This window comes from Ralstonia sp. RL, assembly GCF_001683835.1.
GTDB classification, from domain to species: Bacteria; Pseudomonadota; Gammaproteobacteria; order Burkholderiales; family Burkholderiaceae; genus Ralstonia; species Ralstonia mannitolilytica.
Genome location: NZ_LWRX01000247.1, coordinates 1 through 20,000, shown reverse-complemented (window position 1 = coordinate 20,000; position 20,000 = coordinate 1). Strand labels below are relative to the sequence as shown.

The following is a 20,000-nucleotide window of genomic DNA, read 5'->3' as shown; positions in this document are numbered from 1 at the left end:
TTTCCTCGCCTGATTCGGGCGCTCAGTGCGCGTGTCCGTGCAGGCCTTCCGTGAGCAGGAAGATCATCCCGACCCCGGCGACGATCAGCGCGACCTGCACGGCGGATTCCTGCCAGCGCGGCCGCCGCTTCATCTGCGGCATCAGATCGCACACGGCGATGTAGATGAAGCTGCTCGACGCAACCACCAGCACATACGGGATCCATGACGTCAGACGGTCGAGCAGGTAGTAGCCCAGCACGGCCCCCACCAGTGCACAGACGCTGCACAGCAGGTTGTAGACAAAGGCACGCGTCTTCGAGAAGCCTGCGTTCAGCAGCACCATGAAGTCGCCGATCTCCTGCGGGATTTCGTGCGCGGCAATCGCCAGGGCCGTCACGATGCCGACCTTGATGTCCGCCAGGAACGCAGCCGCAATGACAATGCCGTCGGAAAAATTGTGCAGCCCGTCGCCCACCAGAATCATGAGCCCGCTGCGCCCGGCCTCCTGCCGATCATGTCCGTGGTGGTGGCCATGCCCGTCGCCCTCATGGTGATGCGAGTGGCGGATCAGCGAGATCTTCTCGAGCAGGAAAAAGCCCAGCAGCCCCGCGAGCAGCGTGGCGAACAGCGCGTGTGTGTTCGGCACGACGCCGTGGTGCGCCTCAAATGCCTCAGGCAGGGAATGCAGCAGCGACGTTGCCAGCAGCACACCGACCGAAAAGCTGACCATGCGATCGACCACGCGCGCCAGCACGGTCAGCGAAAGCACGGCGGCGCCGGCCATGCTGCCGATGCCCGACAGTGCGGTGGCCAGGAGGATGCCTAACAGGGTGGTATCGAGGGTCATGTGGCGGGAGCCGACAAACGCAACACAGTTGCAAGAAGGCACGCATTGTATGCCCGTTTGCCGTCCTTTGCCAGCGCAACCAAATACAAAAGGCCCCAAGCGATGGCATGGGGCCGTCGTGCAAGCAGCGGACGCGGCCTATTCCACGCCGTGGTCCTTGAACCAGGCGACGCACTTCTTCCAGCCGTCTTCCGCATCCGCCTTGACGTAGCTGGGCCGGTAGTCGGCATGGAACGCGTGGCCGGAATTCGGATAGACGATGATGCGCGACGCGCGGGCCTTCGGGTTCTTGGAATGCTCGAGCGCCTGCTTCATGGCGTTGACGGCATCCTGCGTGATGCCGGTGTCCTTGGCGCCGTACAGGCCCAGCACGGGGGCCTTGAGCTCGTCGACACGGTCGATCGGAAACGCCGGCTGCAGCGCACTGGGATTGCCCTTCAGGTGGCCATACCATGCCACCGCCGCCTTGATATCGGGGCTGTGTTCGGCAAACAGCCAGGTCTGGCGGCCGCCCCAGCAGAAACCGGTGATGCCGATGCGCGCGGCGTCGCCGCCGTTCTGCTTGACCCACGCCACCGTGGCCTCCAGGTCGCCCGTCACCTGCGCGTCGGGCACCTTGGAGATGATCTTCTCCTGTAGCTCGCTGATCGTCGCGATCGACTGCGGGTCGCCTTGGCGCACGAACAGCTCCGGCGCGATGGCGAGATAGCCGAGCTTGGCGAAGCGCCGGCAGACATCGGCGATGTACTCGTGCACACCGAAGATCTCGCTGACCACGATCACCACGGGCAGCTTCGTCTTGCCCTCCGGCTGGGCGCGGTAGGCGGGCATCTTGAAGTCGCCCACCGGCACCGTGACCTCGCCGGCCGTCAAGCCATTGAAATCGGTCTTGATGGCCTGTGCGGACACCGGCAAGGCCGCTGCCGCAAACGCCGAACCCAGCGCCGTCTTCATGAAGCCGCGCCGATCGAAGCTGCGGCCGGGTACCAGACTCTCCACTTCTGCTTCAAGCTGCATCGCACTCTCCTCACGCCCTCGGGCGGTTACGGTGGACGAAGCGGCTAGTGTAGCTTGACGCGCGGATTCGTCTTGCTGCGCAGCCAGTGCGTGACCGTATCGAGCGCCATGCGTATAAAGCCGTGCAGCGCCATCACGTGCATGCGATACAGCGAGGTGTACATCAGCCGGGCCATCAACCCCTCGATGAACATCGAGCCGCCGATCAGGCCGCCCATGAGGCTCCCCACGGCGCTGAAGTGCCCCAGCGAGACGAGCGAGCCGAGATCCTTGAACGCGAACGGCTCGGCCGGTTTGCCTTCAAGCCGCAAACGCAGCGCCTTGAACAGATACGTCGCCTGCTGGTGCGCGGCCTGGGCGCGCGGCGGCACGCTGCCCGACGTTTCGGGCCATGGGCAGCTGGCGCAATCGCCAAACGCATAGATCGTCTCTTCGCCGTCGACCTGCAGCGTGCGCGAGACGATCACCTGCCCCAGCTTGTTGACCGGCAGGCCCAACTCACCCAGCACCGACGGCGCCCGGATGCCTGCGGCCCACACAGTCAGATCGGCCGGGATGGACTTGCCGCTCGCAGTATTGACGGCGGTGCCGGTGACTTCCGTCACGCGCTCGCCGGTAATGACGTCGACGTTGAGCTTGTGAAGCAGCTTGGTCGTCTCGGCTGAGACACGCTCGGACAGCGCCGGCAGGATGCGCGGCCCGCCCTCGATGAGGTGGATGCAGATATCGCGGCGCGGGTCCAGCTTGTGCAGGCCATAGGCGGCCAGGACGTGCGCCGTGTTGCGCAGCTCGGCCGACAACTCCACGCCGGTCGCACCGGCGCCCACGATCGCGATATCGACCTGCGAGCGTGCGCCCGGCACGCCGTTCTGGGCACGCATGCAGGCAGAGATCAGCTTGCGGCGGAAGCGCTCGGCCTGCGACGCGGTATCGAGCGCGATGGCGTGTTCAGCGGTGCCCGGCACGCCGAAGAAATGCGTCACGCTGCCAATGGAGAGCACCAGCACGTCGTACGGAATGGCGCGCTCGGGCAGCACCTCCGTGCCGTCGGCATCGAGATAGCCCGACACGGTGATCGTCTTGCCGGCGCGATCGAGCGCCTTCAGTTCGCCCTGCTGGAATTCGAAGCCATGCCAGCGCGCCTGCGCGGCGTATTCGAGCTGGTGCGTGTTCGGATCCATGCTGCCAGCAGCGACTTCGTGCAGAAGCGGCTTCCAGATATGGGTCGGATTGCGATCGACCAGCACGATCTGCGCGGTGCCCCGCTTGCCGAGCCTGTCGCCAAGACGCGTGGCGAGTTCGAGCCCGCCCGCGCCGCCGCCCACCACCACAATGCGCGGTCCGCCCGCGCCGTCGGCCTGCCCTGCCATACCGTTCTCCTGGAGCTTTGAATCTTTGGAATCACGTCCAGTCTGCTGCAACGCAAAACCCGCCGCAACCCCGCATCAATGGATACGGCGGATCATCGGCGATGGATGCTGCGGCCGCACGCACACTGCCTTGGCAGGAAACCAAACGCCATGCCTTGCGGAACGGCAAGCGGGCAGCCGCCTCAGTGCGCTTCTTCCCAGTTGGCGCCGGCACCGACTTCGGCCACCAACGGCACGCGCAGTGTTGCGACGCCACACATCAGTTCCGGCAACCGCTCGCGCACGACGGCCAGCTCATCCTGCGGGACCTCCAGGACCAGTTCATCGTGCACCTGCATGACGAGGCGCGAGCGCATCGCATCGCGCTCGAGCCATCCCTGCACGGCGAGCATCGACAGCTTGATGAGGTCAGCGGCCGTGCCCTGCATCGGCGCGTTGATGGCGGCGCGCTCGGCCGCCTGGCGGCGCGGGCCGTTGCCGCCGTTGATGTCGGGCAGCCAGAGTCGCCGCCCGAAGACGGTTTCCACATAGCCGCGCTCCCGCGCGGTCTGGCGCGTTTCGTCCATGTAGCGCGCGGCGCCGGGATAGCGGGCGAAATAACGGTCGATATAGAGCTTGGCGGCGTCGCGGCCAATGCCAAGGTTGCTCGCCAGCCCGAACGCGCTCATGCCGTAGATGAGGCCGAAGTTGATGACCTTGGCTACGCGGCGCTGGTCGGGCGTCACCTCCAGCGGCGTGACGTTGAACACCTCGGCGGCGGTCGCGCGGTGCACGTCCTGACCCTCACGGAAGGCGCGCAACAGGCCTTCGTCCTGCGACAGATGCGCCATGATGCGAAGCTCGATCTGCGAGTAGTCGGCCGAAACGATCACGCTGCCCTCCGGCGCGATGAAGGCCTCGCGGATGCGCCGCCCTTCTTCGGTGCGCACCGGAATGTTCTGCAGGTTCGGCTCGGTGGAGGCAAGACGCCCCGTGACCGCCGTCGCCTGGCCGTAGGTGGTGTGGACCCGGCCAGTGCGCGGATTGACCATCTTCGGCAGCTTGTCGGTGTAGGTCGACTTGAGCTTGGCGAGCCCCCGGAAATCGAGCAGCAGCTTCGGCAGCGGGTAATCCTCGGCGAGCTTCTGCAGCACCTCTTCATCGGTGGAGGGCGCGCCGCTGGCGGTCTTCTTGATGATGGGCAGCTTCAGCTGGTTGAAGAAGATCTCGCCGATCTGCTTGGGAGAATTCAGGTTGAACGGCTGCCCCGCCAGCGCAAACGCCTGCTCTTCGAGCTCCAGCAGGCGCTGGCCAAGCTCGGCACTCTGCCGGGCCAGGCGCTCGCCGTCGACCAGCACGCCGTTGCGCTCCATCTTCTGCAGCACGATGGAGGTCGGCATCTCGATCTCTTCGTAGACGTAGCGCAGCTTCTCGTCATCCGCCACCTTGGGGAACAGCGTGCGATGCAGCCGCAGCGTGATGTCGGCATCTTCGGCCGCGTATTCGGTCGCGCGATCGAGCGGCACCTCATCGAAGCCGATCTGCGATGCGCCCTTGCCGCACACGGCTTCGTACGTGATGGTCTTCAGGTGCAGCACGCGTTCGGCCAGCGCGTCCATGCCGTGATTGCGGTGCGATTCCAGCACGTACGATTCGAGCATGGTGTCGTGCAGGATGCCGCGCAGCGCAATGCCGTGGTTGGCAAACACGTGCGCGTCGTACTTCAGATGCTGACCGACCTTCTTGCGCGATTCGTCTTCGAGCCACAGCTTCATGCGTGCGAGCACGGCGTCGCGCGAGAGTTGCGCCGCGCCGTCGAGCCCCGCCACATCGGGCCCCCGATGCGCGACCGGGATGTAGCATGCCTCGCCCGGCTTGACCGAGAGCGAAATGCCCACCAGCTGCGCGAGCATGGGGTCGATCGAGGTCGTCTCGGTATCGATGCAGACGAGGTCCACTTCATCGAGCCGCCGCATCCACGATTCGAGCTGCGCCTCGGTAGTCACGGTCTCGTACCGGACTTCATCCGGCGGCGCTTCCACGTCGAACAGGTTGGCCTGCGGCTGCGTGGCCTCGCCAGCGTAGTTCTTCACTGGCGTTGCCGCCTTGCGTGCAGCACCGACGCTGCGCGTATCCGGCAGCGCTTCACCCGAGGCCTCGCGCAGCCACGTCTTGAAGCCGTAGCGGCTGAAGAAATCGACGAGCTGGGCCTTGTCTTCGCCGCCGTCGATGAGTGCGTCGAACGTCGGCACTTCCTTCGAGAGGTCGCAGTCGACCTTGACCGTCAGCAATTCGCGGCCCTTGGGCAGCCACTCGAGCGTGTTGCGCAGGTTGTCGCCCACCACGCCCTTGATCTCGCCCGCCCGCGCGATGATGTTGTCGAGCGAGCCGAATTCGGTCAGCCATTTGACCGCGGTCTTCGGGCCGACTTTCGGCACGCCCGGCACGTTGTCGACCGTGTCGCCGATGAGCGAGAGATAGTCGACGATGCGCTCGGGCGGCACACCGAACTTCGCCAGCACACCGGGCGGGTCGAGCGTTTCGTTGGTCATGGTGTTGACCAGCGTGACGTGGTCATTCACCAGTTGGGCGAGGTCCTTGTCACCCGTTGAGACGATGGTGCGAACGCCTTCCCTGGCGGCACGTTTGGCCAGCGTGCCAATCACGTCGTCGGCCTCGACGCCATCGACCACCAAGATGGGCCAGCCCAGTGCCCGCACGGCTTCGTGGATCGGTTCGATCTGCGCGCGCAGGTCATCGGGCATGGGCGCGCGGTGCTCCTTGTAGGCCGGATAAAGGTCGTCGCGGAAGGTCTTGCCTTTGGCGTCGAAAACGCAAGCGCTATACTTGGCCGGGTAGTCGCTGCGCAGTTTGCGCAGCATGTTCACGATGCCGTAGATGGCGCCCGTAGGAAACCCTTCTCCATTTCGCAAGTCGGGCAGTGCGTGATAAGCACGGTACAGATAACTCGAGCCATCGACGAGCAACAGCGTTTCTTGACTTTCCGACATTCCCATGGACTCTAAAGTGACTGGAACGCCCAACGGCGCTTCCGACAATGGCGCTTCCGCTTCCGGCGGCGTGACACAGCAGGCTGCAGGCCCTTCCTCGGCTGAAGTTTCGGCAACGGAGCTGACGGGGGTGAGCCCTGCGCGCCGGGCCACCACGGCGGACATGGACGTCAACGTGACGGTGGGCGTGGAACACGAGCCCAAAGCCGACATCGCGCACGGCCGCACCGATCGCAAGATGATTCCCAGCCTGCGGGCACTCGCCGACGAAGAACGCGCGACCGCAAAGAAGGCGCGCGCCTCCTGGCAGATGTTCACGATTATGGCAGAGTTCATCGAGGCGACCGAGTACCTCTCGGAGATCCGCCCGGCCGTCTCGATCTACGGCAGCGCGCGCCTGCGCGAGGATTCGCCGTACTACGAACGCACCATCGAAATCGCGCGACTGTTCTCGGATGCGGGCTTCGCCGTCATCTCCGGCGGCGGCCCCGGCATCATGGAAGCGGCCAACAAGGGCGCGCATGCGGGCAAGTCTGCCAGCGTGGGCCTGAACATCGAGTTGCCGCACGAGCAGCAGGGCAATCCGTATCAAGACATTTCGATGCGCTTCCGGCATTTCTTCACGCGCAAGGTCACCTTCGTGAAGAATTCCGACGCGTTCATCGTCATGCCCGGCGGCTTCGGCACGCTCGATGAGCTGGCCGAGGTGCTCACGCTCGTGCAGACCGGCAAATCGCGCAGCGTGCCGGTGGTCATGTTCGGCAGCCGCTTCTGGAAGGGCCTGCTCGACTGGTTCCGCTTCACGCTGCTGCCGATGGGCCTGATTGCCGAGCACGACCTCGACATCATGCGCATCGTCGACGAGCCCAAGGACGCGCTCGACGCCGTCTACGAGTTCTACGAGAAACGCGAAGGCACGTCGCCGATTCCGCCCAAGGAAGAGATGTTCTACCTGTGACCCTGGTTGCGACCTCCGGTGTGACATCCGGCCCACGCCGCACGGACGATGGCGGGTGCCCGGACTGCTAGAATGTAGGGTCCCAGATCACTCGCCGGAGTCCATCATGGATTCGCTGTTTCACCTGCCCGCCGCCCTCCGCCCTGCCAATATTGCGCGCCTGATGCGCCACGCAGGGCTGCTCGCGGGCGCGGCCATCTGCCTCGCCATGCCGGCGCACGCCGAGGTGACTTCCGACAGCGCCGGCCTGGACCTCCCCGACGTCAAGGCGATCAACAATCAGCCGATTGCCAAGCCGACCCAGGGCGCGATCCATCACGAGACCGTCAAGCCCAGCTTCGACTACCGCGACAACGACGGTACGCAGGTCGAGGAATACCGCTTCCAGAAAGGCCAGGCGCCGGACATCCACGTCAAGTCGGGCATGGGTACGTCGTACAACATGAGCAAGCCCGAAGACAGCTCGCCGCGCATCCGTGAACGCGGCAGCGTCGACCGCGTGCCCTCGGTGAATGTCCTGAAGTTCTGAATGGCTGCGCCTGAGAGGCGCACCAGCGCGGCAACATCGGCTTGCCGCGCATTCTCCTCCACCCGTCTCCCCTTCCTGAAGCATGGCTGTTTTCACCCCGGTCTCCGACGCCGAGATCGCTCTCTGGCTGGATCAATACGATGTGGGCGCCGTGCGCGCGTTTCGCGGCATTCCCTCCGGGATCGAAAACTCCAACTTCTTCCTGACCACGGAAAAGGACGGGCGGACGCATGAATACGTCGTCACCCTGTTCGAGCGGCTGACATTCGAGCAGCTACCGTTCTATCTGTACCTGATGCAGCATCTGGCACAGCACGGCATCAGCGTGCCGGCGCCGATTCCAGGCCGCGACGGCGAGATCCTGCGCACGCTCAACGGCAAACCGGCAACCATGGTGACGCGCCTCTCGGGCCGCTCGAACCTCGCGCCGACGGTGTCGGAATGCGCCATCGTCGGCGACATGCTGGCGCGCATGCACCTGGCCGGGCGCGACTATCCGCGTCATCAGCCTAACCTGCGCAGCCTGCCGTGGTGGAACGAGGTGGTGCCCGACGTGGCGCCGTTCGTGCATGGCGACACACGGGCGCTGCTCGAGAGCGAACTCGCGCACCAGCAACGCTTCTTCGCCAGCGCCGACTACGCTGCGCTGCCCGAAGGCCCGTGCCATTGCGATCTGTTCCGCGACAACGTGCTGTTCGAGCCGGCGCAATACGGTGAGCCGGAACGCCTGGGCGGCTTTTTCGACTTTTACTTCGCCGGCGTCGACAAATGGCTGTTCGACGTCGCCGTCACGGTCAACGACTGGTGCATCGACCTGGCCACCGGCGTGCTGGATACCGCGCGGGCACGCGCCATGCTCCAGGCGTACCACGCCGTACGCCCGTTCACCGCTGCCGAGGCACGACACTGGCAGGACATGCTGCGCGCCGCGGCGTATCGCTTCTGGGTCTCGCGCCTGTGGGATTTCTATCTGCCGCGCGATGCTGAACTGCTCAAGCCGCATGATCCGACCCACTTCGAGCGCGTGCTGCGCGAACGCGTCCGGGCCCACGGCCTGATTCTGAATCTACCCCAACCATGCAACTGATCGAAGTACCGGCCAAGCAAGGCTACGTGTGGCTGCGCCAGGGCGCGTGGCTGTTCCGCAAGAACCCGATCGGCTTTTTGCTGCTGCTGTTCATGTACCTGTTTGCCGCCAACCTGCTGATGCTGCTGGTACCGCCGGCAGGCGTGTTCGCCATCCTGCTGGTCAACCCCGCCATCTTTGTGGGGTTCATGTCGGCGTGCCGCGACACGGTCGCTGGCAAGCGGGTCGGCCCGGCCTCGCTCATTGCGGGCTTCCGGTCGTATGGCATGGATGCGATGCGCAGCCTGCTCAAGCTGGGCGGCATCTATGGCGTGCTGTTGCTGGTCGTCAGCGGCGTGCTGATGACGATGGTCGATGTCGACACGCTGATGACCGTGCTCAGCGACAAGCCGCTTTCCCCCGACGCCATCCGCGAGTTCTACCTGGCCATGGTGATGGGCTCGGTGCTGTACATCCCGGTGGCGATGCTGTTCTGGTTTGCGCCGCTGCTGGTGGCATGGCACGGCATCCCGGTCGGCAAGGCGCTGTTCTTCAGCTGGATGGCCGTATGGCGCAACCGGGGGGCGTTCATCGTGTACGGCGTGCTGGTGGCGATTCTGCTGATCGCCGTGCCGCTGTTCATCGATGCCCTGTTTGCATCGAGCGATGCCAACAACATTGCCCCGCTCATCGCAACCCCGTACCGGATTCTGGTGATGGCGATTCTGTACTGCTCGTTCTACGCGACCTACCGTGGCTGCTTCAACGTCACGCAAGCGGCCGGCCAGACGACCGATACGGCGGTCTGACGATACCCCCCCCCGGCCCGTTCGATGTTCAGTTGATCGGGTCCAGCTTGGCGATGCCCAGCGCCAGCACCTTTACGCCATGGCGGTTGAACTTGATGTGGGCGCGCGCCTCGGCGCCCTCGCCTTCCAGCGTCGTGATGACGCCTTCCCCGAACTTGTTGTGAAACACTGACTGGCCGACGCGGAAGCCCGTGGCCTCCGCACGCTTGGCGTCGGCGTAGTTCTTGCCGGTGTCCATGCCGCCGGTCGGGCGCGTGCCGGTATAAGCCTCTTCATCGCCGCGTTCCGGGCGCTTGAACCAGTCCTTGCCCCAGGCCGATTCGGCCGTCACGCGGCGCGTGGCCTGGTATCCCGCATGCTGCGGCGTGAGCCATTTCAGCGTTTCCTCGGGCAACTCGTCGAAGAAGCGTGAACGGATGTGGTAGCGGATCTGTCCGTGCAGCACGCGGCTTTGCGCAAACGACAGGTACAGCCGTTCGCGCGCCCGCGTAATCGCCACGTACATCAGGCGGCGCTCTTCTTCCAGGCCGTCCATCTCCATCTGGCTGTTCTCGTGCGGGAACAAGCCCTCTTCGAGCCCGGTGATGAACACGACGTGGAACTCGAGCCCCTTGGCCGCGTGCACGGTCATGAGTTGCACGGCGTCCTGGCCGGCCTGCGCCTGGTTGTCGCCGGCCTCGAGCGACGCGTGCGTGAGGAATGCCACCAGCGGCGTCATCTCGGCCGGCGCTTCGTCGGTGACGAGCTCCGAGGCGGTATCGCTCTCTCCGCCTTCGATGCGCAGCATCGCGTCGTGGCGCACCGGCAAAGCCGTCGCGATGGCGTCCACGCCGTAGCCTTCCTCGGCCACGAAGGCCTGGGCCGCCGTGACGAGTTCCTGCAGGTTCTCGATGCGGTCCAGCCCTTCCTTCTCGCCCTGGTAATGCGGGATCAGGCCGCTCGCGTGGATCACGTGCTGGACGACCTCGGGCAACGTCATCTGCCGCGTATCGGCGCGCATCTGCTCGATCAGGCGCACGAACGCGGCCAGCTTGGTGCCCGCCGCACCCGTCAGGTACGGCACCGACGCCGCCAGCGAAATGCCGTACAGCCTGGCTGCATCCTGAAGCTGTTCGAGCGACCGCGCCCCGATCCCGCGTGCCGGAAAATTCACTACACGGCCGAACGCCGCGTCGTTGTCCGGGTTTTCCAGCAACTGCAGGTACGCCAGCGCGTGCTTGATCTCGGCCCGCTCGAAAAAGCGCAGACCGCCGTACACCTTGTACGGGATGCCGGCCGAGAACAGCGCATGCTCGATCACGCGCGATTGCGCATTGCTGCGATACAGGATGGCGATCTCGGAACGCGCCATGCCGCTGGCGATGCGGTCGCGGATCTCATCGACGATCCAGCCGGCTTCCTGTCCATCCGTGGCGGCCTGGTAGACGCGCACGGGCTCGCCATGGCCGGCGTCGGTGCGCAGGTTCTTGCCGAGGCGGCGCGAGTTGTGGGCGATGAGGTGGTTGGCCGTATCGAGGATGTTGCCGTGCGAGCGGTAGTTCTGCTCCAGCTTGATGCGGTGCTGCACACGGAATTCGCGCTCGAAGTCGACCATGTTCCCGACATTGGCACCGCGAAACGCGTAGATGCTCTGGTCATCGTCACCCACGGCGAAGATGGCGTTGGGCGTGACGCCCGGCTCGCCCAGGCCGGCCAGGAGCTTCAACCAGGCATATTGCAGCTTGTTCGTATCCTGGAACTCGTCGACCAGGATGTGCTTGAAGCGGCGCTGGTAGTGCGCGCGGATGGCGTCGTTGTAGCGCAGCAGTTCGTAGCAGCGCAGCAGGAGTTCGGCAAAATCGACCACGCCTTCGCGCTGGCATTGCGCATCGTAGGCGGCGTACAGGTCGGCCATGCGCCGGTCGAATTCGTTGGCGATTTCCAGATCGCCCGCACGCAAGCCCTGCTCCTTGGCCCCGTTGATGAAGTACTGGACGTTCTTGGGCGGGAATTTCTCGTCGTCGATATTGAGCGACTTGAGCAGGCGCTTGACGGCGGAAAGCTGGTCCTGCGTGTCAAGGATTTGGAACGTCTGCGGCAGACCGGCATCACGGTAGTGGGCGCGCAGCAACCGGTTGCACAGGCCGTGAAACGTGCCGATCCACATGCCGCGCGTGTTGATCGGCAGCATGGCCTGAAGACGGGCCGTCATTTCCTTGGCAGCCTTGTTGGTAAAGGTGACGGCCAGCACACCCGACGGCGACACCCGCGCACTCTGGATCAGCCACCCGATGCGGGTCGTCAGCACGCGGGTCTTGCCGCTGCCCGCCCCCGCCAGGATCAGCGCCGACTCATCGGGAAGTGTGACGGCGGCGCGTTGTTCGGGGTTCAGGTTGGCGAGCAGGTCGGACATGCGGAGGAGCCTTTGCGGAATCCCGGAATTATAGCGAGGGGTGGGGGCCTCCAGCCCGTGCGCAACGCGGACAGGCCGTATAATTCAAGGCTTTCGCCCGCCATTTTCCTGGGCCAAACGTCTCTTTGCGCCGCTTTTTGCGCCCCCTGTCAGCATGACCGATCAAAACCAAGCCCTCGCCAAGAGTTTCGAACCCGCCACCATCGAACAGAAGTGGAGCGCAGCGTGGGAAGCGATGGGCGTCTCCCGTGCGACGCTTGAAGCCGGCAAGCCGGATTTCTGCATCCAGCTGCCGCCGCCGAACGTGACGGGCACGCTGCACATGGGCCACGCGTTCAACCAGACCATCATGGACGGCCTGACGCGCCACGCGCGCATGTCGGGCGCCAACACGCTGTGGGTACCGGGCACCGACCACGCGGGCATCGCCACGCAGATCGTCGTCGAACGCCAGCTGGATGCCCAGGGCGTATCGCGCCACGACATGGGCCGCGAGAAGTTCGTCGAAAAGGTGTGGGAATGGAAGGAGCAATCGGGCTCGACCATCACCCGCCAGGTGCGCCGCATGGGGGCCTCGATCGACTGGGAGCGCGAATACTTCACGATGGACCCGAAGATGTCGCGCGCCGTCACCGACGTCTTCGTGCGCCTGTATGAGCAGGGCCTGATCTACCGCGGCAAGCGCCTGGTCAACTGGGACCCGGTGCTCGGCACCGCCGTCTCCGACCTGGAGGTGGTGAGCGAGGAGGAGGAAGGCTCGCTCTGGCACATCCGTTATCCGCTGGTCGAGGCGGATACGGTTCGCGGCCTGACGCACCTGACGGTCGCCACCACGCGTCCGGAGACGATGCTCGGCGACACGGCGGTGATGGTGCATCCCGACGATGAGCGCTACGCCCACCTGATCGGCAAGTTCGTCCACCTGCCGCTGACCGATCGCAAGATTCCGGTGATTGCCGACGAATACGTCGACCGCGAATTCGGCACCGGGGTGGTGAAGGTCACGCCGGGCCACGATTTCAACGATTACGCGGTCGGCCAGCGTCACAAGCTGCCGCAGTTGTCGATCCTGACGCTGGACGCGAAGATCGTCGCCGACGCCCCGGCCGCCTATGCCGGCATGGACCGCTTCGATGCACGCAAGAAGATCGTCGCGGACCTCGAAGCGCAAGGCCTGCTGGCCGAGGTGAAGAAACACACGCTGATGGTGCCGCGCGGCGACCGGACCGGCGTCGTGATCGAGCCGATGCTGACCGACCAATGGTTTGTCGCCATGAGCAAGCCGGCGCCGGAAGGCACGCGCTTCCCCGGCCGCTCCATTGCTGAAGTGGCGCTGGACGCGGTGCAGAGCGGCAAGATCAAGCTGGTGCCGGAGCAGTGGGTCAACACGTACAACCAGTGGCTGAACAACATCCAGGACTGGTGCATCTCGCGCCAGCTGTGGTGGGGCCACCAGATTCCGGCGTGGTACGACGACGCGGGCAACGTGTACGTCGGCCGCACCGAAGAAGAGGCGCGCGCGCAAGCTGCGGCAAAGGGCTACACCGGCGCGCTCAAGCGTGACGACGACGTGCTCGACACGTGGTTCTCGTCGGCGCTCGTGCCGTTCTCGTCGCTGGGCTGGCCGGCCGATACGCCGGAACTGAAGCACTTCCTGCCGTCCACCGTGCTCGTCACCGGTTACGACATCATCTTCTTCTGGGTGGCGCGCATGGTCATGATGACCCTGCACTTCACCGGCGAAGTGCCCTTCCACACCGTCTACGTGCACGGCCTCGTACGCGATTCGGAAGGCAAGAAGATGAGCAAGTCCGAGGGCAATACGCTGGACCCGGTGGACCTGATCGACGGCATCGCGCTGGAGCCGCTGCTGGCCAAGCGCACCACCGGCTTGCGCCGCCCGAAGGACGCGCCCAAGGTGGAAGCCCGCACGCGCAAGGAATTCCCCGAAGGCATTCCGGCGTTTGGCGCCGACGCGCTGCGCTTCACCTTCGCGTCGCTCGCCACGCTGGGGCGCAGCATCAACTTCGACCCGAGCCGCTGCGAGGGCTACCGCAACTTCTGCAACAAGCTGTGGAATGCCACGCGCTTCGTGCTGATGAACACCGAAGGCCAGGACTGCGGCATGCAGGAATGCGTCGGTGACTGCGGCCCGGAAGGCTACCTGCACTTCTCGCAGGCCGACCGCTGGATCGTCTCGCTGCTGCAGCGCGTGGAAACCGAAGTGGAAAAAGGCTTTGCCGACTACCGCTTCGACAACATCGCCAACGCCATCTACAAGTTCGTCTGGGACGAATACTGCGACTGGTACCTCGAACTCGCCAAGGTGCAGATCCAGACCGGAACGCCCGCGCAGCAGCGCGCCACCCGCCGCACGCTCCTGCGCGTGCTCGAAACCGTGCTGCGCCTGGCCCACCCGATCATCCCGTTCATCACGGAAGAGCTCTGGCAGAAGGTCGCGCCGATGGCCGGCCGCGCCAAAGGCGACGGCACCGAAAGCCTGGCACTGCAGGCGTACCCGCGCGCCGTGCTCAGCAAGATCGACGAGCAGGCCGAGCAATGGGTGCAGCAGCTGAAGGCCCTGGTCGATGCGTGCCGCAACCTGCGCGGCGAGATGAACATCTCCCCCGCGCAGCGCGTGCCGCTGTACGCCAACGGCGAGGCCGAGTTCCTGCAGGCCGCCGCCCCCTACGTGCAGGCGCTCGGCAAGCTGTCGGAAGTGAAGGTCTACACGGACGCCGCGGCCATGGAGCAGGACGGCGCCGGCGCCCCGCTCGCCATCGTCGGCGAGAACAAGCTGCTGCTGAAGGTCGAGATCGACGTCGCGGCCGAACACGCGCGCCTGTCCAAGGAAATCGACCGCCTGCGCGGGGAGATCGCCAAGTGCGAGGGCAAGCTCGGCAACGAATCGTTCGTCGCGCGCGCGCCGGCGGCGGTGGTGGAACAAGAACAGAAGCGTCTGGCGGATTTCAAAGCCACGCTCGCCAAACTGGAAGCCCAGATTGCACGCCTGCCCGTGCAGGCCGCCTGAGCCGTCGGGTCAGAATCAAACGTCGTCAAGGAAACCACGATGCAACGTGTCACCAAAGCCGTCTTCCCTGTTGCTGGCCTCGGCACCCGCTTTCTGCCGGCCACCAAGGCCAGTCCGAAGGAAATGCTGCCGGTGGTGGACAAGCCGCTGATCCAGTACGCCGTGGAGGAAGCCATGGCTGCCGGCATCACCGAGATGATCTTCGTCACGGGCCGCAGCAAGCGCGCCATTGAAGACCACTTCGACAAGGCCTACGAACTCGAAGCCGAGCTCGAAGCCAAGCAGAAGACCGCCCTGCTGGAGGTCGTGCGCTCGATCAAGCCGTCGCATGTCGATTGCTTCTACGTGCGCCAGCCCGAAGCGCTGGGCCTGGGCCATGCCGTGCAATGCGCCGAGAAGCTCGTCGGCGACACGCCCTTCGCCGTCATCCTGGCCGACGACTTGCTCGACGGCACCCCGCCCGTCATGAAGCAGATGGTCGACCTGTACGACCACTACAACTGCTCGGTGATCGGCGTGGAAGAGATCGACCGCGAGCAGAGCCGTTCGTACGGTGTGGTCGATGGCCGCCCGTGGGAAGAAGACGGCAGCGTGATCAAGATGTCGGGCATCGTTGAGAAGCCGGCGCCCGCGAACGCGCCGTCCAACCTGGGCGTGGTGGGCCGCTATATCCTCACGCCGCGCATCTTTGACCACATCCGCAATCTCAAGCCCGGCGCCGGCGGCGAACTGCAGCTGACGGACGCGATCCAATCGCTGCTGTCGGCCGAGCAGGTCCTGGCCTACCGCTACAAGGGCGTGCGCTACGACTGCGGCAGCAAGCTGGGCTACCTGAAGGCCACGGTCGAACTGGCGCTCAAGCACAAGGAAGTCGCCGACGAGTTCCGCGCGTATCTCGCCTCGCGCGGCTGATCCGGCGCGCCAGAAAAAAACCCGCGTCAGCACAGGCCGACGCGGGTTCTTTATTGCCGGGCCAGACATCGACCCGGGTCCCGTATATCCCCCTTTTGGATACAGGTTGCCGTGGCGACTATTGCGGCGCCGCCAGCGGCTTGATGGTGTTGTTCAGCAGGCTCCAGTACGAGCTCGTTGTGTACGGCAGCATCTGCTCGACGTAATTCCACCAGAAGTAGCCACCGATGAAGCGCGGATCCGCTGCCATCGTGGTGGTGCCCATCGGGTAGTACGACTTGAGCAGGCTTTGCTGCACCGACGTCGGCGCCGAGGTGCTCGACGTGCCGATCTCGCCGAAGCCGACCTTTGCCGCCGGGAAGATGCTCTCCAGCAGCTTGAAGTCGCTCGTCCACGTTGGCTTCAGCCCCGGGCAGTCCTGGTACGGGTAATAGCTGAACAGCGCGTAATCGGTGCCCTGCCGCACACGGGCCGGCAGGAAGTTCGTCGCCCAGGTGCGCCACGAATCCATCGGCAACTCGTAGCAGTTGGTGCCCTTGCCGTCGTCGTTGTAGTACATCGTCACCGAGACGAGGCCGCCCGCGCCCTTCACGATGTCGTACGCATTGCCGACCATCTGGCCGATTGCCTGCTCCTGCGCCGTGGCTGTCGCCGTGGGGCCGCTCGGGTTGGCGCGCAGCCATTCGCCGTTGATCTCGTTGGCGATTTCCCACACATCGACCACGTTCTTCAGTGTGCTCACCAATTCCTTGGTGCGTGCGCTGTAGGTGCTGGAGTCGACAGGAAAATAGTACGAATCCATCACTTCGCCCATGACGTAGGCCACCTGATGGAGCTTGACCAGCGGCGCGTAATAGTCGGCCGCCGAGGTGCCCGGGTCGAACACCACGCGTACCGTCGGCTTGTACGGAAGGTGCGTGAGCGATGCCACGATCGCGTTGATGTTGGTGACGTCATCGAGGGTGACGCCGTAGATGGGAGCCTTCGGGCGCGTAGCCTGCGCCAGCGCCGACTGCATCCCCAGGCCGGCCAGCGCTGCCGCCGCCACCAGGCCCACCTTGGCGCGCAGGCTCATACGCGCCGCCTTCTGTGCTGCTGTGGTTTCCAACATGTGTTTTATGTTCCCTCGGACGCAACATGACGCCCAGATGTGGTAGACGAGCGCCGTCCTACCTGTGCGGTATCCCTTTCCGATGTGAGCTGATTGACACACTGAACACCGAACGGCTCTCAGCGTCAGACGACGCCCGGTCGGCGCATGAACGCGCGATTAGGAGTCCGGCCGATCACTCGGCGGACCTTGCGCTTATTGGAAACTGATGCGCGTGGCGCCCCACCGGGGCAGGACGCAACCCGCCGATCCCGGCAAGCCCGCGCTTCAGAGCGCTGCCAACTACACACCCCCCGTCAGCAGACAGACGGCATGATACCGGAAGTTATGAGCAGATCAACGAAATTTAACGCTGCTTACGCAACAACAATAAAAAAGCCGCGCTCCCAGCGGAGGCGCGGCTCCTTCGAAACGCCCGTCTGGCGAGCGTCTTGACGGCTTGCCAGCCGTTACTTGTGCCGATAGTTGATGCGACCTTTGGTGAGGTCGTACGGCGACATCTCCAGCTTCACGCGGTCGCCCGCGAGAATGCGAATGCGGTGCTTCTGCATCTTGCCCGATGCGTAGGCCCAGATCTCCACGCCGTTTTCCAGTTGCACGCGAAAACGATTATCGGGCAGTGCTTCAGACACCACCCCTTCAAATTCAATCAGTTCTTCCTTGGCCAAACTCGTTCCTTTGTATGCAGCACGCAGCTGCGCCGATGGTTGCAATGATGTGATGACCCACCCGAATCCCGCTTCACACCCACGGGTGCACAGCGTATCGCCGCGATCATCTGCCCGGACAGCGGGCCTGGGGGGTACCGAATTGCACGAAACACAAATCGCGCCCGCCATTGGCGCGCGCCGTGTGGTGCAAGCGAGAGCGAAGAATGGGTGGCGGTTGCAGATGCGCGCCGCCCGGCTCGGCGCGGGGTAATCCCCGGTGCTGGATTCGGCTGCCACCGGCCACGGCAGGCGCGGCGGCGGGCCGGATTCGCCTATTATTCTATCACGGGCGGGGGCGTCGCTTCAGGTGCTTCCCGCGGCAAGCGACAGGTCCGGCACGTCGCCATCGATGATGCTTTCGGCAAAGCGCAGCGCCGCCACACGGGCGTCGCCGATGTTGGTGAACTGCTGGTCCCCCGACAGGCGGAACACCTGGGTCTGCCCTGGCTCGGGCGACTCCCCCGCCCGACAGATCATCACGGCTGCGTTGTAGCTGCGGTCTTCCCTGGCCTCGGGCCAGCGTGCCGTGCGTTCATGTTGGAAAGCCAACGGATAAATGTCGAAGCCTTTGTATTGGCCCGCCGGCGAAGTGTCCATCTCGAGTGCCCCCTTCTTGAACGTCGACTGCTGTCCGACTATACACCCGCGAATCTGGCGTGGCGATGAAACCCGCGCCAACGTTTGGTCTAGGCCCTGCCTCCGCTTGACGTAGGGTTGCGGTGACCCAGCTTGCTGCCTATGCACGCGCATCGTCGGGCCACGCGTTGTCGCGCCATGCCGGCCGGCACGCTCGACCGGAATCATCCCGGCACGCTTTCCATATCGCATAACCGGATAGTGCGGATACACTCTATCGCCCATCCAGATAGTGGTGCTGCCATGTCCGCCCTGCCCGCTTTCGACCTGAACCTGCTGCCGATCCTGCTGGCGTTGCACGACGCCCGCAGCGTCAGCATGGCCGCGCAGCAACTCGGCATGAGCCAGCCGGGCGTGAGCACGGCGCTTGCCAAACTGCGCACGGCATTCGATGACCCGCTGTTCGTGCGCACGTCGCGCGGCATGGAGCCCACGCCGCGTGCGATGGCGCTTATCCCCGCCGCGCGCGATGTGCTCGCACGCGTGCAGCAGGGCATCCTCGACACCGGCGCGTTCGACCCGGCAACGACCACGCATGTCTTTTCGATCGCGCTCTCCGATGTAGGCGAGATGGTGTTTTTGCCGCGCATCGTCGAAGCGATGGCACGCGCCGCGCCGCGGGCGGCGGTCCAGTCGGTATCGCTGCCGCCGGCGCAGATCGAGCGGGCGCTCGAGACCGGCTCGCTGGACCTCGCCCTGGGCTATTTCCCCGACCTGAAGAAGAACAACTTCTTCCAGCAGCGCATGTTCACGCACTACTTCACGTGCATCGTGCGGGCCGACCACCCCGTCACGCGTGGCGGCAACACGAAGCTGACGATGGCGCAGTTCCTGGAATACGGTCACGCCGTGGTGCGCGCAGAAGGACGCAGCCAGGAGCTGTACGAACGCTTCCTCGAGCGCAAGCGCATTCGGCGCACGCCCACGCTGCTCACGCCGCACTACATGAGCATACCGTTCATTCTTGCGCGCACCGATCTGATTGCGACGGTGCCGCACGCGGTGGGGCTGTCGTTCATGCAATCGCACGCCAACATCCGCATGATGGAGCCCCCGCTGGAACTCCCCAGCTTCGACCTCAAGCAGCACTGGCATCGCAAATTCCACAACGACGCGCGCAGCCGGTGGTTCCGCGCGCTGGTGTCGTCGCTCTTCAACGACGAAGCCGACGAATGGCGCGAACCCGGCCACCCGCCGGCCAAACGCAAGCACACGAAGTAGTCGACTCTGGCGCGAGTTGTTCACAATCCGAACACTCGATTGCAATGCGAACACAGAGCCTTTAGGATCATCGCCACGCGCACGCGACGCCGTTGCGGTTTCTCGGCCCACGCTTGCCGATCAACCTTTGGAGACCCTCATGAAACGCCGTGCCCTGCTGTTGACCGCCGTTGCCGCCGCGCTGATGACCGGCCTGCCGGCGCTTGCCGACGAGCCGATCAAGATCGGCCTGATCGCGCCCTTCTCCGGCCCGTTTGCCGACTACGGCAAGCAGATGGAAGGCGGCATCAAGGCGTATCAGAAGCTGCACGGCACGACCGCCGGCGGACGGCAGGTGCAGATCGTCCTGAAGGACACGACCGGCCCCGTGCCCGATGTGGCCAAACGGCTCGCGCAGGAACTGGTGGTGCGCGACAAGG

General features: G+C 64.8%; 16 protein-coding genes. 8 read left to right on the top strand and 8 right to left on the bottom strand.

Annotation, left to right across the window (positions count from 1 at the left end):
* Positions 1-22: 22 nt before the first annotated feature.
* The 4 genes from A6M56_RS22215 to polA form a co-directional block, all read right to left on the bottom strand.
* Complete coding sequence (locus tag A6M56_RS22215; protein ID WP_062738301.1) at positions 23-829, bottom strand: ZIP family metal transporter; 807 nt, start codon at positions 827-829, stop codon at positions 23-25.
* A 138-nt stretch (positions 830-967) separates the two neighbouring features.
* Positions 968-1,846 carry a dienelactone hydrolase family protein gene (locus A6M56_RS22210; RefSeq protein WP_045787347.1) on the bottom strand — a complete coding sequence of 293 codons (879 nt, stop codon included), beginning with the start codon at positions 1,844-1,846 and terminating at the stop codon, positions 968-970.
* Positions 1,847-1,890: 44 nt separating this feature from the next.
* Positions 1,891-3,216 carry an NAD(P)/FAD-dependent oxidoreductase gene (locus tag A6M56_RS22205; protein WP_045787348.1) on the bottom strand — a complete coding sequence of 442 codons (1,326 nt, stop codon included), beginning with the start codon at positions 3,214-3,216 and terminating at the stop codon, positions 1,891-1,893.
* A 182-nt stretch (positions 3,217-3,398) separates the two neighbouring features.
* The gene (gene polA, locus A6M56_RS22200) at positions 3,399-6,206 is read right to left on the bottom strand and encodes a DNA polymerase I (protein WP_045787908.1); all 2,808 of its coding nucleotides are present in this window, start codon (positions 6,204-6,206) and stop codon (positions 3,399-3,401) included.
* 4 nt (positions 6,207-6,210) lie between these two features.
* Here polA and A6M56_RS22195 point away from each other — a divergent pair, with 4 nt between their 5' ends.
* From A6M56_RS22195 to A6M56_RS22180, 4 genes are all read left to right on the top strand, one after another.
* Complete coding sequence (locus A6M56_RS22195; protein WP_045787349.1) at positions 6,211-7,164, top strand: LOG family protein; 954 nt, start codon at positions 6,211-6,213, stop codon at positions 7,162-7,164.
* 106 nt (positions 7,165-7,270) lie between these two features.
* The gene (locus A6M56_RS22190; RefSeq protein ID WP_102079987.1) at positions 7,271-7,693 is read left to right on the top strand and encodes a hypothetical protein; all 423 of its coding nucleotides are present in this window, start codon (positions 7,271-7,273) and stop codon (positions 7,691-7,693) included.
* Between the two features lie 82 nt (positions 7,694-7,775).
* Complete coding sequence (locus A6M56_RS22185) at positions 7,776-8,780, top strand: homoserine kinase (RefSeq protein WP_102079988.1); 1,005 nt, start codon at positions 7,776-7,778, stop codon at positions 8,778-8,780.
* Complete coding sequence (locus tag A6M56_RS22180) at positions 8,771-9,568, top strand: BPSS1780 family membrane protein (protein WP_102079989.1); 798 nt, start codon at positions 8,771-8,773, stop codon at positions 9,566-9,568. The genes A6M56_RS22185 and A6M56_RS22180 overlap by 10 nt, the downstream gene beginning before the upstream one ends.
* Positions 9,569-9,596: 28 nt before the next feature.
* On the opposite strand, the gene A6M56_RS22175 is transcribed toward A6M56_RS22180, so the two are convergent.
* On the bottom strand, positions 9,597-11,960 hold the full coding sequence (locus A6M56_RS22175) for a UvrD-helicase domain-containing protein (RefSeq protein WP_102079990.1): 2,364 nt from the start codon (positions 11,958-11,960) through the stop codon (positions 9,597-9,599).
* Positions 11,961-12,114: 154 nt separating this feature from the next.
* Here A6M56_RS22175 and A6M56_RS22170 point away from each other — a divergent pair, with 154 nt between their 5' ends.
* Entirely contained in the window at positions 12,115-14,991 is a 2,877-nt protein-coding gene (locus A6M56_RS22170) for a valine--tRNA ligase (protein WP_102079991.1), read from the top strand.
* A gap of 39 nt (positions 14,992-15,030) precedes the next feature.
* On the top strand, positions 15,031-15,903 hold the full coding sequence (gene galU, locus A6M56_RS22165) for a UTP--glucose-1-phosphate uridylyltransferase GalU (RefSeq protein ID WP_102079992.1): 873 nt from the start codon (positions 15,031-15,033) through the stop codon (positions 15,901-15,903).
* Positions 15,904-16,021: 118 nt separating this feature from the next.
* Here the strand turns inward: galU and A6M56_RS22160 are convergent, their stop codons facing one another.
* The 3 genes from A6M56_RS22160 to A6M56_RS22150 form a co-directional block, all read right to left on the bottom strand.
* On the bottom strand, positions 16,022-17,014 hold the full coding sequence (locus tag A6M56_RS22160; protein WP_045787356.1) for a hypothetical protein: 993 nt from the start codon (positions 17,012-17,014) through the stop codon (positions 16,022-16,024).
* A gap of 449 nt (positions 17,015-17,463) precedes the next feature.
* Positions 17,464-17,682, bottom strand: a complete 219-nt coding sequence (gene infA / locus A6M56_RS22155) for a translation initiation factor IF-1 (protein WP_004631109.1) — start codon at positions 17,680-17,682, stop codon at positions 17,464-17,466.
* Positions 17,683-18,027: 345 nt separating this feature from the next.
* On the bottom strand, positions 18,028-18,321 hold the full coding sequence (locus tag A6M56_RS22150; protein ID WP_045787357.1) for a hypothetical protein: 294 nt from the start codon (positions 18,319-18,321) through the stop codon (positions 18,028-18,030).
* 282 nt (positions 18,322-18,603) lie between these two features.
* On the opposite strand from A6M56_RS22150, the gene A6M56_RS22145 reads away from it, so the two are divergent.
* Positions 18,604-19,581, top strand: a complete 978-nt coding sequence (locus A6M56_RS22145; RefSeq protein WP_102079993.1) for a LysR family transcriptional regulator — start codon at positions 18,604-18,606, stop codon at positions 19,579-19,581.
* A gap of 139 nt (positions 19,582-19,720) precedes the next feature.
* On the top strand, positions 19,721-20,000 hold a 280-nt coding region (locus A6M56_RS22140), incomplete at its 3' end, for an ABC transporter substrate-binding protein (RefSeq protein WP_286758444.1).

Coding starts and splice junctions, on each gene's coding strand:
- A6M56_RS22215 (WP_062738301.1), bottom strand. CDS start 829: ATGACCCTCGATACCACCCTGTTAGGCATCCTCCTGGCCACCGCACTG.
- A6M56_RS22210 (WP_045787347.1), bottom strand. CDS start 1,846: ATGCAGCTTGAAGCAGAAGTGGAGAGTCTGGTACCCGGCCGCAGCTTC.
- A6M56_RS22205 (WP_045787348.1), bottom strand. CDS start 3,216: ATGGCAGGGCAGGCCGACGGCGCGGGCGGACCGCGCATTGTGGTGGTG.
- polA (WP_045787908.1), bottom strand. CDS start 6,206: ATGTCGGAAAGTCAAGAAACGCTGTTGCTCGTCGATGGCTCGAGTTAT.
- A6M56_RS22195 (WP_045787349.1), top strand. CDS start 6,211: ATGGACTCTAAAGTGACTGGAACGCCCAACGGCGCTTCCGACAATGGC.
- A6M56_RS22190 (WP_102079987.1), top strand. CDS start 7,271: ATGGATTCGCTGTTTCACCTGCCCGCCGCCCTCCGCCCTGCCAATATT.
- A6M56_RS22185 (WP_102079988.1), top strand. CDS start 7,776: ATGGCTGTTTTCACCCCGGTCTCCGACGCCGAGATCGCTCTCTGGCTG.
- A6M56_RS22180 (WP_102079989.1), top strand. CDS start 8,771: ATGCAACTGATCGAAGTACCGGCCAAGCAAGGCTACGTGTGGCTGCGC.
- A6M56_RS22175 (WP_102079990.1), bottom strand. CDS start 11,960: ATGTCCGACCTGCTCGCCAACCTGAACCCCGAACAACGCGCCGCCGTC.
- A6M56_RS22170 (WP_102079991.1), top strand. CDS start 12,115: ATGACCGATCAAAACCAAGCCCTCGCCAAGAGTTTCGAACCCGCCACC.
- galU (WP_102079992.1), top strand. CDS start 15,031: ATGCAACGTGTCACCAAAGCCGTCTTCCCTGTTGCTGGCCTCGGCACC.
- A6M56_RS22160 (WP_045787356.1), bottom strand. CDS start 17,014: ATGTTGGAAACCACAGCAGCACAGAAGGCGGCGCGTATGAGCCTGCGC.
- A6M56_RS22150 (WP_045787357.1), bottom strand. CDS start 18,321: ATGGACACTTCGCCGGCGGGCCAATACAAAGGCTTCGACATTTATCCG.
- A6M56_RS22145 (WP_102079993.1), top strand. CDS start 18,604: ATGTCCGCCCTGCCCGCTTTCGACCTGAACCTGCTGCCGATCCTGCTG.